The organism is Pseudomonas sp. GZD-222 (assembly GCF_049310525.1).
Lineage (GTDB): Bacteria > Pseudomonadota > Gammaproteobacteria > Pseudomonadales > Pseudomonadaceae > Aquipseudomonas.
On the sequence record NZ_JBMOWO010000028.1, the window covers coordinates 31,000 to 44,180 of the forward strand.

The 13,181-nt window shown below is 62.8% G+C and carries 11 protein-coding genes; 2 read left to right on the forward strand and 9 right to left on the reverse strand.

Features of this window, described 5'->3' with window-relative positions:
- Positions 1-15: 15 nt before the first annotated feature.
- Together ACO6VD_RS05690 and ACO6VD_RS05695 are read left to right on the forward strand one after the other, a co-directional pair.
- Complete coding sequence (locus ACO6VD_RS05690) at positions 16-1,077, forward strand: HlyD family secretion protein (protein WP_422417633.1); 1,062 nt, start codon at positions 16-18, stop codon at positions 1,075-1,077.
- Complete coding sequence (locus ACO6VD_RS05695; RefSeq protein ID WP_422417585.1) at positions 1,074-2,534, forward strand: efflux transporter outer membrane subunit; 1,461 nt, start codon at positions 1,074-1,076, stop codon at positions 2,532-2,534. Before ACO6VD_RS05690 ends, ACO6VD_RS05695 begins: the two co-directional genes overlap by 4 nt.
- On the opposite strand, the gene ACO6VD_RS05700 is transcribed toward ACO6VD_RS05695, so the two are convergent.
- The 9 genes from ACO6VD_RS05700 to algG form a co-directional block, all read right to left on the reverse strand.
- Positions 2,518-3,342 (reverse strand): SDR family oxidoreductase, encoded by an 825-nt coding sequence (locus ACO6VD_RS05700; RefSeq protein WP_422417586.1) that lies wholly within the window; start codon positions 3,340-3,342, stop codon positions 2,518-2,520. The two genes, ACO6VD_RS05695 and ACO6VD_RS05700, sit on opposite strands and share 17 nt — an antisense overlap.
- A 13-nt stretch (positions 3,343-3,355) precedes the next feature.
- Entirely contained in the window at positions 3,356-3,820 is a 465-nt protein-coding gene (locus tag ACO6VD_RS05705; RefSeq protein ID WP_422417588.1) for a multidrug transporter, read from the reverse strand.
- Between the two features lie 183 nt (positions 3,821-4,003).
- Positions 4,004-5,455 (reverse strand): mannose-1-phosphate guanylyltransferase/mannose-6-phosphate isomerase, encoded by a 1,452-nt coding sequence (locus tag ACO6VD_RS05710; protein ID WP_422417590.1) that lies wholly within the window; start codon positions 5,453-5,455, stop codon positions 4,004-4,006.
- Positions 5,456-5,489: 34 nt separating this feature from the next.
- Positions 5,490-6,137 carry an alginate O-acetyltransferase AlgF gene (locus tag ACO6VD_RS05715; RefSeq protein ID WP_422417592.1) on the reverse strand — a complete coding sequence of 216 codons (648 nt, stop codon included), beginning with the start codon at positions 6,135-6,137 and terminating at the stop codon, positions 5,490-5,492.
- Positions 6,138-6,149: 12 nt separating this feature from the next.
- Entirely contained in the window at positions 6,150-7,307 is a 1,158-nt protein-coding gene (locus ACO6VD_RS05720) for an alginate O-acetyltransferase (RefSeq protein ID WP_422417594.1), read from the reverse strand.
- An 11-nt stretch (positions 7,308-7,318) separates the two neighbouring features.
- Positions 7,319-8,776 carry an MBOAT family O-acyltransferase gene (locus tag ACO6VD_RS05725; protein WP_400169910.1) on the reverse strand — a complete coding sequence of 486 codons (1,458 nt, stop codon included), beginning with the start codon at positions 8,774-8,776 and terminating at the stop codon, positions 7,319-7,321.
- Positions 8,777-9,023: 247 nt separating this feature from the next.
- Entirely contained in the window at positions 9,024-10,193 is a 1,170-nt protein-coding gene (locus tag ACO6VD_RS05730; RefSeq protein WP_422417596.1) for a mannuronate-specific alginate lyase, read from the reverse strand.
- 7 nt (positions 10,194-10,200) lie between these two features.
- Positions 10,201-11,601 carry an alginate O-acetyltransferase gene (locus tag ACO6VD_RS05735; RefSeq protein WP_422417598.1) on the reverse strand — a complete coding sequence of 467 codons (1,401 nt, stop codon included), beginning with the start codon at positions 11,599-11,601 and terminating at the stop codon, positions 10,201-10,203.
- Between the two features lie 12 nt (positions 11,602-11,613).
- Positions 11,614-13,179, reverse strand: a complete 1,566-nt coding sequence (algG, locus tag ACO6VD_RS05740; protein ID WP_422417600.1) for a mannuronan 5-epimerase AlgG — start codon at positions 13,177-13,179, stop codon at positions 11,614-11,616.
- Positions 13,180-13,181 lie beyond the last annotated feature (2 nt).

Sequence of the window (13,181 nt, forward strand, 5' to 3'; positions counted from 1 at the left end):
AACGACATGACGACAATAACGACCCATCGAAAAACCGCCTTGATCGTTGCCGCGCTGGTGGTTGCCGGCCTGGCCGGTGTCTTCGGCCCAATGCTGCTGGGCAGCGACACCGAGCAGAGCACCAACGATGCCTATGTTTCAGCCGATTACACCGTGGTCGCGCCGAAGGTGGCAGGCTTTATTACCCAAGTGCTGGTCGAGGATAACCAGCAGGTCAAGGCCGGCCAGGTGCTGGCGCTGATCGACGACCGTGATTATCAGGCGGCCCTGGCGGCGGCACAGGCGCAACTGCTGGTGTCCACCGCGCAGCAGCACAATGCGCGGGCGACCCTCGAACGCCAGGCGTCGCTGATCGCCCAGGCGCAAGCAGCGGTGAATGCCGACCAGGCCGAGCTGGCGTTCGCCAACCATGAACTGACCCGCCACAGCCGTCTGGCCGAGCAAGGCGCCGGTACTGTTCAGAACGCCCAGCAGGCGCGTAGCCGGGTCGACCAGGCCAGTGCCCGGCTGGCCAATTCGCAGGCAGCGCTGGCCGCAGCGCGCAAGCAGGTGGATATCCTCAGCGCGCAAGTCGACAGCGCCGAGGGTGGCCTCAAGCATGCCCAGGCGAGCCTTGAGCGGGCTCAGCTGGATCTGTCCTATACCCGTATCGTTGCGCCTATCGACGGTATGGTTGGCGAGCGCGCGGTGCGCATTGGCGCTTACGTCAATCCCGGCGCCCGGCTGCTGTCGGTGGTGCCGCTGGAGCACGCCTATGTGGTCGGCAACTTTCAGGAAACCCAGCTGACCCATGTGCAGCCCGGGCAACCGGTGCAGATCCGTGTCGATACCTTCGCCGATGAGTATCTGCACGGTCGGGTCGAAAGCATTGCCCCGGCGACCGGGGTGACCTTCGCTGCGGTCAAGCCGGACAACGCCACCGGCAACTTCACCAAGGTGGTGCAGCGCATTCCGGTGAAAATCGTTTTCGATGCCGATCAGCCCTTGCTGCAGCGTCTGCGGGTTGGCATGTCGGTGGTAGCGAAGATCGATACCGGCGCCAGAATCACCTCCGGTAAAGAGGTCAGCGTCCGATGAAACCTGCGTTTGCCTTATGCCCCTTGCTGCTCGGCCTGCTGGCCGGCTGCACCCTGGGCCCGGACTTCCACAAGCCTGCCAGCCAGGCACCGGCCGCCTGGGCACCGCTGCAAGAAACGCCGGCGCCGAGTCAGGCCCAGGCCGAGCCGCTGGAGCAACGCTGGTGGGAGCGTTTTGATGACGCCAGGCTCAGTGCCCTGATCGAGCGTGCCAGTCAGCGTAACCTCGACCTGCAGATTGCCAGCGCGCGTCTGCTGCAAAGCCGTGCGTTGCGCACCAGCATCGCTTCCGAACAAACGCCTGCGGTCGATCTCGACGCTGGCTACAGCCGCGCCCGAAACAGCGCAGAGGGCTTGAATGACCCGTCTGGCAAGGGCGGCAAGTCGGCCTTCAACCTCTGGCAGGGTGATCTGACGGCCAGTTGGGAGCTGGATTTGTGGGGCCGCGTGCGGCGTCAGGTCGAAGCGGCCGATGCCGTGGTCGAAGTCGCCGAGAACGATCGGCGCGGCGTGCTGCTGTCATTGCTGGCCGAGACCGCCGGCAATTACATCCAGTTGCGCGCAGTGCAGAGCACCCTGGCTGTGACCCGGGAAAACCTGGAGGTCTCGCGCCACAGCTTGCGTTTGTCACAGATGCGCTTGCGTGACGGTGTCGCCACCGCCCTGGATGTCGCCCAGGCCAGCGCTCAGGTAGCCTCGATCGAGGCGCGTCTGCCAACCCTGGAGGAGCGTCAGGCGCAGTTGATCAACGCCCTGAGCCTGCTGCTCGCCGAACCACCGCGCAGCTTGCAGGCTGAACTGCTGGCACCCGGTGCGATGCCGGCGCCACAGCAACGCTTTGCCATTGGCATACCCTCGGAGCTGGCTGAGCGCCGCCCGGACATTCTCCAGGCCGAAGCGCAACTGCATGCTGCTACGGCCAGCATCGGCGTAGCCAAGGCGGATTTCTATCCGAGCATTCGCCTGTCGGGCAATGTCGGCTTTCAATCGATGCAGCTGTCCGATTTTGGCGGTTGGGATTCGCGGCGTTTCGGCATCGGGCCACAGTTGAGTCTGCCGATCTTCGAAGGCGGCCGCTTGCGTGGCGTACTTGAGTTACGCGAAGCCCAGCAGCAGGAAGCCGCCTTGCACTACCAGCAGGTAGTGCTGCGCGCCTGGCATGAAATCGATGACGTGTTGCGCTTGTACAACGCCAGCCAGTTGCGTCGCGACCTGTTGGCCGAAGCGGTGCGCCAGAACCGCATTGCCTTGCAGACCGCGCAGCAACAATACGTGGAAGGCGCGGTGGACTTCCTCAATGTGCTCAGCGTGCAGGGCGCCTTGCTGGCCAGCCAGGAGCAGTGGGTCGAGAGTTCGGCGGCGGTGTCCCAGGCCCTGGTTGGTTTGTACAAGGCGCTGGGGGGAGGCTGGCAGGCTTTCGACCCGGCCATGAGTGTCGCAGTTACAGCGGGCGGCTAAGGCCGAAGCGCTTCTTCAGCACCGTATCCAGCAGTGTGCGCGGCAACCAGCGCGCCAGCAGCGGCAGCGCACGGCTGCCATTGCCCAGGCGCACCAAGGACGGCACAGGCTGCTTTTGCACGGCAGCCAGCAGGCCTTGGGCGAAGTCGCTGGCGGAAGTCGGGTGGTCCTGGGAAGCGCGGGCGCGGGCGTGAATCTGTTCGCGCAATGGCCACCACGGCGAATCGGCAGCCAGCACCTGTTCAGCCTGGGTCTGGGCGTTATCGGCAAACTGCGTGGCAATCGCCCCCGGTTGAACCTCCATGACCCGGATACCCATCGGTGCCAGTTCCAGACGCAGGGCATCGCTCAGGGCATGCACGGCAGCTTTGGAGGCGCAGTAAGCACCGGCAAAGGGCGTCACCAGCACGCCGGAGACGCTGCCGATGTTTACCACCAGGCCTTTGTTTCGACGCAACGCCGGGAACAGCGCCCGGGTGACACCGACCAGGGCGAACACGTTGGTTTCGAACTGGCGCTGCATGGCCTCGACACCGCCATCGAGCAGCGGGCCCATGGCGCCGTAGCCGGCATTGTTGATGAGGATATCGAGGCCACCATGGGCCGACTCGATTTCCTCGCTCAAGGTTTGCAACGCCTGGGCATCGTTGACGTCTAGCTGGCGCCCGGTGAAGCCGGCGGTCTGCAGGGTCGCCACATCTTCGGCTTTACGCGCAGTGGCCCAGACCTCATAGCCAGCATTTTTGAAGCAGTCGGCAAGCGCGCGGCCGATGCCGCTGGAACAACCGGTGATGAGTACGATGGGCATGGACGATCCTTCGTTAGTTGGCAAAACTGCCGCGCAGTTGTTCGGCCCTGAACTCCAGGGATGTCGGGCGATAACCGGAGCGCAGCGGCGGCAGGGGCAGGCAGTCACTCCACTCGGTTCCCGGCTGCAGTTCGCCTGGGCCACGATAACGCGGTGCGCTGTAGGTGTTTTCAGTGAGGTTGACGCTGTCGCCTGGTGCGTAGGCGGCTACGCGCCAGCGCAATGTTTGCAGGGGCACGTCGTTGCCATTTTTCATGTACACGCGCAGCGGGCGATCGGCTGGGCACTGTTCGGGGGAGTAGGTCAGGCGCAGGTCGAGGCGGGCCAGTTGCCGGGTTTCACGGTTGTCCTGCCAGACCACCCACAGCGCCACCATCCCCAGACCGAATACTGCCGCCAGGGAAATGGGCAGGGCCTTGGCCGGATAGCGCAACAGCAGGACCAGCCAGGTGAGGACGAGCAGGGCGCCGATGATCATGGAGCAAACCTTGTGTGCGGGTGTGCTTTCATCGTAACCGTAAAAACATCTGGAGGGATGCCTGTAGGAGCGGATTCATCCGCGATGGACTGCGAAGCAGTCCCATCTTTTGGGGCCGCTACGCGCCCCATCGCGGATGAATCCGCTCCTACAGGCTAGTGCGGTGCCTGCAGGAGCGAAATCTTACTGCGCGATAGTCTTGATCGAAATCCCGCGCTCAAGCGGCGTCGAGCGTCCGTAGATATCTTCGAAGCGCTCGATATCGTCTTCACCCAGGTAGCTGCCCGACTGCACCTCGATGATCTCCAGCGGGATCTTGCCCGGGTTGCGCAGGCGGTGCACCGAGGCGATCGGGATGTAGGTGGACTGGTTCTCGGTGAGCAGGAACACGTTCTCGTCGCAGGTCACTTCGGCTGTGCCCGACACCACGATCCAGTGTTCGGCACGGTGGTGGTGCATCTGCAGCGACAGGCAGGCGCCCGGCTTGACGGTGATGTGCTTGACCTGGAAACGCCCACCCATGTCCACCGAGTCGTAGGAGCCCCACGGCCGGTACACTTCGCAATGGTTCTGGGTTTCGCTGCGGCCCTGCTCGTTGAGGGTGTTGACCAGCTGTTTGACGCCCTGGACCTTGTCCTTGTGGGCAATCATCATGGCGTCCTTGGTCTCGACCACGACGATGTTCTCCAGGCCGATCACCGACACCAGCTTGCCGTTGCCGTGGATCATGCAGTTGCGGCTGTCCTGGACGACGACGTCGCCCTTGGTGACGTTGCCGTTGCTGTCTTTCTCATGCACGTCCCACAGCGACGACCAGCAGCCGACATCGCTCCAGCCAGCACTGAGCGGCACCACGCAGGCGCGTTGGGTCTTTTCCATCACTGCGTAGTCGATGGAGTTGTCCGGGCAGCAGGCAAAGGTGGCGTCATCGATACTCAACTCGTCGCCGTCTTCCTGGCTACGTTCCAGGGTCAGCAGGCAGGTATCGTAGATGTCCGGGTCATGTTTTTTCAGCTCTTCGAGGAAGCGGCTGGCACGGAACAGGAACATGCCGCTGTTCCAGAAATAGCCACCGGCCTGGACGAACTCCTTGGCACGTTTTTCATCCGGCTTTTCGACGAACTGGGCGACCCGGCTGACGCCTTCGGGCAGCAGCGCGTCCTGGCTCGACTTGATATAGCCATAGCCGGTTTCCGCTTTGGTCGCCGGCACACCGAACAGCACCATCTCGCCACGCTCGGCCGCTACCGTGGCCAGCGCCAAGGCGCGTTGCAGGGCTTTCTGGTCGTCGATCACGTGGTCGGCCGGCAGCACCAGCATCAGCTCGTCACGCCCTTCATTGACCAGCTTCATTGCCGCCAGCGCCACAGCCGGTGCGGTGTTGCGGCCGAAGGGTTCGAGAAGGATGGCCTGGGTTTGCAGTTTGAGGTTGCTCAGTTGTTCGTTGACGATGAATTTGTGGTCCTTGTTGCAGACCACCATCGGCGTGTCCATGCCTTCGAACACCAGGCGCGACAAGGTTTGCTGGAACAAGGTGTGTTCACCGGTCAGGGCCAGGAACTGCTTGGGGAATTGTTTGCGCGACAGCGGCCACAGACGCGAACCGCTACCACCGGACAGGATGACTGGAATCATGAGTGTTCTCCGAAGATTGAAAAGGGGCAGTTGATTAACGGGTCGATACCGGGCGCTTGACCCAGACCGGCGACAGGTTGCTGCCGGATCCGGTGACGTAGAGCACCGCTGCTTCGCCGCGCTCCAGAGCCACCGGCTTCAGATCGCTGACTTTCTTGTCGCCTTCATACAGGGCCAGGCTGACCTTGACCGGGTTGATCTCTCGCTCGCCACGGGCCTTGGCGGCCACCGGCTTGACCACTTCGGTCTTGCCGTCGGCGGTTTTCAGGGTCAGGGCCTGGTCGCTGAGGTTCTGTACCCGCACCAGGGATTTCTGCTTGTTCTTGAACGGCGGCTCCTCGACCAGTTGCGGTGCGCCCGAGGCGTTGTTGACCAGGGTGTAGTAATGGTCGGAGGCGAGCTTGACCGGCAGGTTGTGGCTACCGAGCTTGGCGCTGTAGTCGCCCTGCGGCATGAAACTGAAATCGCTGCTGGCCTGGGCCGCCACGTCGTTGATCTGGGTGTTGCCGACGCTGGCGCTGACCGCCTGGTTGCCGGCGTTGTAGATGCGCACGAAGGTCGAGCCTTTCGGCGCACTCGGGCCGTACAAGGCGGCATCGGCGCCGGCCCAGGCCTGCAGCGAAAGCAGGCTCATACCGGCGGTCAGGGCAAAGGCTTTGGCAATACGGTGCTTGGTGGTCATGTGCGTTACCTCTCAGTGTTCCGTCCGATTGGACGACAGGGCCAGGTCTTGATTGGCGTTACGGGTTTTCTTCAGCTGGGCGATCCACTGTGGATCGAAGTCGCTGAGGTCGTTTTTCATTGGCAGATAGCGTTCCGGAAACTCCCAGATCAGCACTTGCGGGGCGCTGTCCTTGAAGGCGTCGCTCTGCAGGTACTTGAGCATCGGCAGCAATGGGCCATGGCCGTCTTCGGCGTAATTGACCACGTCACTGCGCAGGGCCTGCTGCAGGGCGCCAAGGAAGTTCCAGTTAGGGTTGGCGCTGTAGCTGGTGCCGATCAGCGCCACCGGGATTTCGTTGTCGGCGAACAAGGCATCGCCACTGTCACCTTCAGTCGCGGCCGGACGGGTGCTGCGTTGCTGCAGGGTGTCCGGCGGTGGCAGCAGGTTGCTGAACAGCGGGTCGAGCGGCAGGAAGTTGGTCAGGTCGCCCTTGTATGGCGCGCTCTGGCGCTGTTCGGTGATGAACTGCTGCGGCGCCCCATTGAGCAGGTTCTGGCGGCTGACAGCTTCGGCCAGGTGCTGGGCGACCACCTCGGCGCCCAGCGGCGTCCAGTGCGTGTCGGTACGCAGGAACACCTGACCACGGGCCTTGGCGCTCTGCAGCGGGGCCAGCAGATCCGGGGCAAACACGCCGGCCTGACGGGCCTGGGCATGGAACTCGTTGTACAGGTCGCCGTGCAGGCTGGACGGGGTCTGCTCACCGAGGTACTCGCTGTACAACCGCGCCTTGGCCGGCACGATCGCCAGCACCAGTTGCACGCCGCGCTGTTGCAGGGTGTCGCGTACGCCGCGAATCAGCGCCAGGTTTTCCTGTTCGAACTGGTCACTGTTGGCAACCGGCTTGAATTCCTCGTCGCTGAACAGCCAGTGCTCACGGCCGAGCACCACGCCCGGGCGGCCTTCGTTGAACAGTTTGAAGTCCAGCGCCGCCCACAGGTTGGTGCCGATGCGCTTGAGCGGGAACTGTTCGTCGTAATGGGTCTCGGCGGCCTTGGCCAGCTTGCCGTCGAGCACGCTCATCTGCGCGGTGCGCTGGAAGCTGCCCAAGCCCCCCAGCGACCAGATACCCAGGCCCAGAAGCAGGGCGAGGAACAGCACGGAATAGAGTTTGCGTAATGATCGGGTCATGGTCGGCTCACTCAGAACTGGAAGTAGAGAAACGGCGAGTAGCTTTGCGCCGAGAGCTTGAGGATCGAGGCGACAAACAGCAGCAGCACCAGCGTGCGAGTGGCGTAAAGGCCCCAGTCCAGGCTCAGGCTGCCGTCGCCATGCACGGCCACCGGGCTGGCCTTGGGTTCGGGCTTGGCATTGCGGTAGAAGTCGCGCAGACCGAAGAACGCCAGGGTCGCGTAGGCCACCAGCAGGGTTGCCACTTGCAGGCCGGTGAGGTTGGCGCGGTTGAGCTCGGACAGCTGCCAGTCACCGAAGCTGAACATGGCGCCGTACATGCGACCGGCCACGTCGAGGTTTTCGGCGCGGAAGATCACCCAGCCGATCACCACCAGCAGGAAGGTGAAGGCCCACTTCACCGGGTTGAAGCGTTGCGGGTTGGTGTCCAGGCCCAGCGCACGTTCGATGGCCAGCCACATGCCGTGCCAGGCACCCCAGATGATGTAAGTGAAGTTGGCGCCGTGCCACAGACCGCCGAGCAGCATGGTCAGGAACAGGTTGCGGTAGGTGGCAAAGGTGCCGCCGCGGTTGCCGCCGAGGGTGATGTACAGGTAGTCGCGCAGCCAGGTCGACAGGCTGATGTGCCAGCGCCGCCAGAACTCGGTGATCGACTGGCTGATGTAGGGCTGCTTGAAGTTTTCCATGAAGCGGAAACCCATCATCAGGCCCAGGCCGATGGCCATGTCGCTGTAGCCGGAGAAGTCGAAGTACAGCTGCGCCGTATAGGCCAGGGCGCCGAGCCAGGCGTCACCGGTGGTCGGGTTCTGCAGGGCGAAGCAATGGTCGGCGACCACCGCCAGGGTGTCGGCGATGAACACCTTCTTGATGAAGCCCTGCATGAACCGCGTGCAGCCTTCGGAGAACTTGTCGAGGGTGTGGGTGCGGTGGTTGAACTGGTCGGCCAGGTCCTTGAAGCGCAGCACGGGGCCGGCGATCAGGTGCGGGAAGATCGCGACGAATGCGGCGAAGTCGATCAGGTTGCGGGTGGCCGGGGTGTCGCCGCGGTAGACGTCGATGATGTAGCTGATCGACTCGAAAATGTAGAACGAGATACCGATCGGCAGCAGCACATGGGTGAGGATGAACGGCTCAAGACCATAGGAGGTCATGATCGCGTTGATGCTGTCGACGCCGAAATTGGCGTACTTGAAGTAGCCGAGAATGCACAGGTCGACCACCACCCCGAGCAGCAGCCAGCGCTGGGCTGCTTTGGTACGCACGCCAGCGGCGCCGACTTTCAGGCCGATCCAGTAGTTCCACAGGGTGACCCCGGCGAACAGGGCGAGGAAGTCCACCCGCCACCAGGCGTAGAACAGGTAGCTGGCCAGCAGCAACAGCGCGTTGCGATAGCGTTGCCCGCTCAAGTAGTACAAGCCGAGAAAGATCGGCAGGAACAGGAACAGGAACACATTGGACGAGAACACCATCCCGATCTCTCCTTGTCGTTATCCACAATCGGGGCAGCAGCCCCCCAAACCCCCCATGAAAATCACAGGGGAAACCATTGCATTGACACCGGTGGGGGGGGGGGGGGGGGGGGGGGGAGTGGGGGGGTATGGGTGGGGCCATACGGTATCAGGGGGGGCGGATCCTTTGACGTTGGGGGGGTGGTTTTTCCCCTGGATTGGTGGTGTGTGGTTTACATCGAATCGCGGGGCAAGCCCGCTCCCACCGTCATTTTTTCTGTGCGGCTTGCGGGTCGTAGACCCGGGTCAGGTCACCGCCGAGGCGGAAGTTCCTGAACGGCTGCATGTCGTGCTTTTTCTCCAGCGCATCGGCACTGCAGCGGTAAAGGCTGCACCAGGGTTCGAGCCAGGCGTATTTGCTGTCGACCTTGAGGTCACCCATGGCCTGCTTCTCGCCACTCTTGGCCTTGAACGGGCTCGGGTCTTTCGCCCCGGACAGCACTCGTTTACCCAGGCGTTCAAGTGCGCCGTTGTTCTCCGGACGCACATCGACACCATTGGCCTGGGCAAAGCTGGCGATCATCGCCAGCGGCGGTAGGGCGTAGTTGTGGTAGGCGAGGGCGCGTTGTTTGCGCTTGAGCTCGTTGGGCAGGAAGCCCTGAGCATCGACCTGGTTGGCCGCGACCCGGTATTCCTTCACCGACCAGTCGAACAGGTCACGGCGGTCAGTGGCCACGGCGGTGGCCATTACCGACCAGGCAGCCCAGTAGGAGTGGTTGTTGATCTTCTCCAGGGGCAGATTGCTCCAGTCCTTGACCACTTGATCGGCCAGGCGTGCGAACCATTTTTCGATCAGTTCGGCTTCCTGCTGATGCGCGGCCAGGGGCTGGGAGTTGGAGAACTTCAGCTGCAGCCACGACGAACTCAGGCTGCCCAGCGCCCATTTGCGCATGGACTTGCCGGTGTGGTTGTAGTCGCTGGACATCAGCGCATCGGCGCGCGCCCAGCTGCCCAGCCACTCCAGGGTGCAATCGAGCTGCTGCGGGCGGCCGTCACGCATGTACTGCATGACCTGTTTGCTGACCCCGCGCTCCAGCGTGGTGATGCTCGCTGTGGAGTCGCGGAAGGCTTTTTCCGAAGCCTTGTTCAACGTGGCGCGGGCGCCGTCCGAGCCTTCGTACTTGCTGCGAAACTGCAGCTTGGCGGTGTAAGGCTTGGGGATCGCCTCGCACTTGTAATCGCTGGGGCCGGTCTTGAGTTTCTCGATCCCGGCGTAGTAACCCGGGGGCGGGACCAGACCGGCAGCCTGCGCGGCCGGGCCAATCAGTACCAGAGCAAGCGCCAACGCCCGGTAGGCGCGGGCTTGCCCCGCGATGAGGCCGGTACTGCAATCGCGGGGCAAGCCCACTCCCACCGGCATTGTGTTTGATCTATTCATGGGTACCTCAAGTACGTTTGCACAGCGTGGCTTCGACTTTCTGGGTGCCGCTCTCCGGGCCCTGGACTTCTACCGCGAGCAGGGTCTGGCTGGCCCAGTCCTCATCCTCGCGCAGCTGGAAGGCGAAGCGGCCATCGGTGTCGGAGGTCTCGGGCTTTTCGATCTTCACGTCTTCGTGACGGCCGTTGAGGTACCAGAGCGTGGCCTGCAGCACCTTGACCGAGGTGTCTTCGAACTTGAAGTCCAACTGGTGACGGCCATTGGTCAGGTCCTTGATCACGCCGCCCTTGCCGTTGACCATCAGTTCGTTCTTGCCCGGCTTGAGCGTGGCACTGGCGTGCAGCTGCGCCGGCTTGCCTTCGCAGCCGTTGTCGAGCAGGGCGAGCATCTGCCGCCAGATGGTTTCCTGGTCCAGGCGATACAGCGGCGAGAATTCCCAGATGAGGATCTTCGGCGGGTTGTTCTTGAAGTCGTCGCTGCCCAGGTACTGGATCATCGAGCCTTCCAGGCCACCGCCAGGGAAGGCGACATTGAGCACGTCGGCACCGATGTACTGTTCGAGGAAACCGGAGAAGTTGTAGTTCTTGCCGCTGTGGCTGGTGCCCACCAGGGTAATCTGCGGATTACCGGAATCGCCGAACAGGTCGTCGCTGCCACTTTCGCCCTTGGGCTCGGTGATGAACTGGTCCATGTACTGCACCGCATAGCTGGTACCGCACAGTTGCCCGGCAACGTTGTGCAGGGTGCCGGTCTTGCCCATGCGTCCGGACTTGTGGCTTTCGAATTCGCGCTTCGGCACATCGGCAAAGGCCGGCATGTCGTGCACGGTGTCGGCGACGATCTTCGCCGCGCGCTCGGCCCCATAGGGCGTCCAGTGCTGGTCGCCGCGGAAGTAGAAGTCCTTGCCCTGGTCAGCGGCGGCCAGTTGTTCGTTGGTCAGCGGCGACAGGTCGGGCACGTTGTAGCCCATCTTGCTGAAGCGGGCGAGCATCGCCTGGTAGTTGCCCAGGGCTTTTTCGTAATTGAACGCAGCTTTCTCGGCCGGCTTGAGCATGTTGCGGTTCACAAGGCCTCGGGTCGGTTGGTAAACCACCACCAGCTCGATGCCGCGTGCCTTGAAGGCATCATGCAGCTGTTGCAGGCGTTTGTAGCCGGCGGGGGTGGTCTGGAATTCGGTGCGCAGATCCTCGCGGGTACGGAACAGCCAGTCACCCTGGGCCTGCACCAGGGTAGTGAAGTTCTGCTGATAACGCGTGGTGTAGCGGCTGGCGTCGTGTGCTTCGGGGCACAACTGGCAGCAGGGTTCGGCGCTGAAGGTCGGCGCCTGGACGGTGTCGGCGTGCGCGCTGTTGTTGATCGCCAGTACGGCAACGCTCAGGCCAAGCAGTTTCATCAGATGTGGAGTCATGTCGTGGCTTCCTTAATCCGCCATTTCGGTCTGGCGCTCGACCGGGTCGATCAATACCGCTTTCTGCTGGCGCACCATCAGGTCGAGAATCTCGTCCTGACGCTCACCCAGCACCCCGGAAAAGCTGATGCCGCTGGCCTTGCTCGGGGCCAGCAGCGAGACCCGGTACAGTTCCACGCTCAACGGCGAGTCGATTGACAGCGGGCCGCTGCCGTTGGCCGCCAGTTCGCCACCGACGACGATCAGCGAGACCTTGGTGTCGAACGGGTCGAGGGCGATGTCGCGGTCGGTGTCGGAGAGGTCCTTGATGTGCCCGTACACACCGACCAGACCGTTGGCCATGGCGACGTTTTCATACAGGCGAATGTTCACGCTGTTACGCACACGAATGCCGTGGCGGCGGTTGTTGATCAGCTTGTTGCCCCAGATCAGGTTGTCGCCGCTCTCGTACAGGGTGATGCCATCGGTGTGGTTGCGGTAGATCTCGTTGTAGGCGATCAGGTTGTTGACGCTGTTACGGTCGATCACCACGCCCGAGAGCTTGTTGTCATAGCTCTTGTTGTTGATGATCCAGCTGTCGTTGACCTCGCGGGAGACGATGATCCCGTGCTTTTTCTTGGTGCCGTACACGGTGTTGCCGGCGATGATCAGGCGGTGCGAACGGTCGTGCGGGTCGATGCCATAGACGATGTTGTCGCGGTAGGTGCTGTCCTTGACCACGAAGTCGCTGGTTTCGTAGCAGTAGAAGCCGTACCACATGTCGCTGAATTGCGAACCGATGATCCAGCCGGTCGGTTCCGCGCGGCCCATCTGCTTGGCCATGTTCGGCGTGTACTGGGAAATGCTCACCCCGTAGGACTTACTCTTGGCGTAGCCGAAGCTGGCCATCTGGCTGTTGACGATGTAAGTCTCGGTGCCGCCCCAGGACAGCAGGAACGGGCGGAACTCATTGGCTGCACGGAAGGTCGCCGGGCCGTTGTCCTTCTCGCGCCAGCCGGTCACTTTGGTGTCGGTGACGAACAGCTTGCCGTCGTTGACGATGAACGAACCGCCTTCCTGGGACAGGCGCAGTTCCTTGACCTTGGCGTCGATCTCCAGCACGCCCTTGGCGCCGACCACAATCGGCAGGCGCGCCAGGTACACGCCCGGCGAGGTTTCGCTCAGGTACTGCTTGGGCACGCGCTTGCTCAGCTCGGTGAAATCGACATGGCCGTCATCGATGAAGATCGCCTGCGGGATGCCGTGCTGACGCGCCACCCACTCGGCCATCTTGTTGTCGCCGCCGATGAACTCCTTGAGCGCATTTTCCTGCAGCATGCGCCGCACCGAGACTTTGCCTTTGTGCGTGCGCTCGATTTTCTTCTGCACGGCTTCTGCGGTATAGCCGGACAGGTCGGGCAGGGTCGGCGGCGGAATCTGCAGCGGTTCGATCGGCGCACTACTGACCGTGTAGGTCTTGGCTTGTTGCAGTCCTTTGGCCACCGGCACCGGGGCCTGGCTGTTGGCCAGGGCGATGCTGCTGGCCAGCAGCAGGCTGCCGGCCAACAGGCGCTGTAGGGTGTTCGATTGAAGGCTCATAT

What these genes read in the sequence shown, in the direction of transcription:
- ACO6VD_RS05695 (WP_422417585.1), top strand. Translation starts at nt 1,074, where the DNA reads ATGAAACCTGCGTTTGCCTTATGCCCCTTGCTGCTCGGCCTGCTGGCC.
- ACO6VD_RS05705 (WP_422417588.1), bottom strand. Translation starts at nt 3,820, where the DNA reads ATGATCATCGGCGCCCTGCTCGTCCTCACCTGGCTGGTCCTGCTGTTG.
- ACO6VD_RS05700 (WP_422417586.1), bottom strand. Translation starts at nt 3,342, where the DNA reads ATGCCCATCGTACTCATCACCGGTTGTTCCAGCGGCATCGGCCGCGCG.
- ACO6VD_RS05730 (WP_422417596.1), bottom strand. Translation starts at nt 10,193, where the DNA reads ATGAATAGATCAAACACAATGCCGGTGGGAGTGGGCTTGCCCCGCGAT.
- ACO6VD_RS05715 (WP_422417592.1), bottom strand. Translation starts at nt 6,137, where the DNA reads ATGACCACCAAGCACCGTATTGCCAAAGCCTTTGCCCTGACCGCCGGT.
- ACO6VD_RS05735 (WP_422417598.1), bottom strand. Translation starts at nt 11,601, where the DNA reads ATGACTCCACATCTGATGAAACTGCTTGGCCTGAGCGTTGCCGTACTG.
- ACO6VD_RS05725 (WP_400169910.1), bottom strand. Translation starts at nt 8,776, where the DNA reads ATGGTGTTCTCGTCCAATGTGTTCCTGTTCCTGTTCCTGCCGATCTTT.
- ACO6VD_RS05710 (WP_422417590.1), bottom strand. Translation starts at nt 5,455, where the DNA reads ATGATTCCAGTCATCCTGTCCGGTGGTAGCGGTTCGCGTCTGTGGCCG.
- algG (WP_422417600.1), bottom strand. Translation starts at nt 13,179, where the DNA reads ATGAGCCTTCAATCGAACACCCTACAGCGCCTGTTGGCCGGCAGCCTG.
- ACO6VD_RS05720 (WP_422417594.1), bottom strand. Translation starts at nt 7,307, where the DNA reads ATGACCCGATCATTACGCAAACTCTATTCCGTGCTGTTCCTCGCCCTG.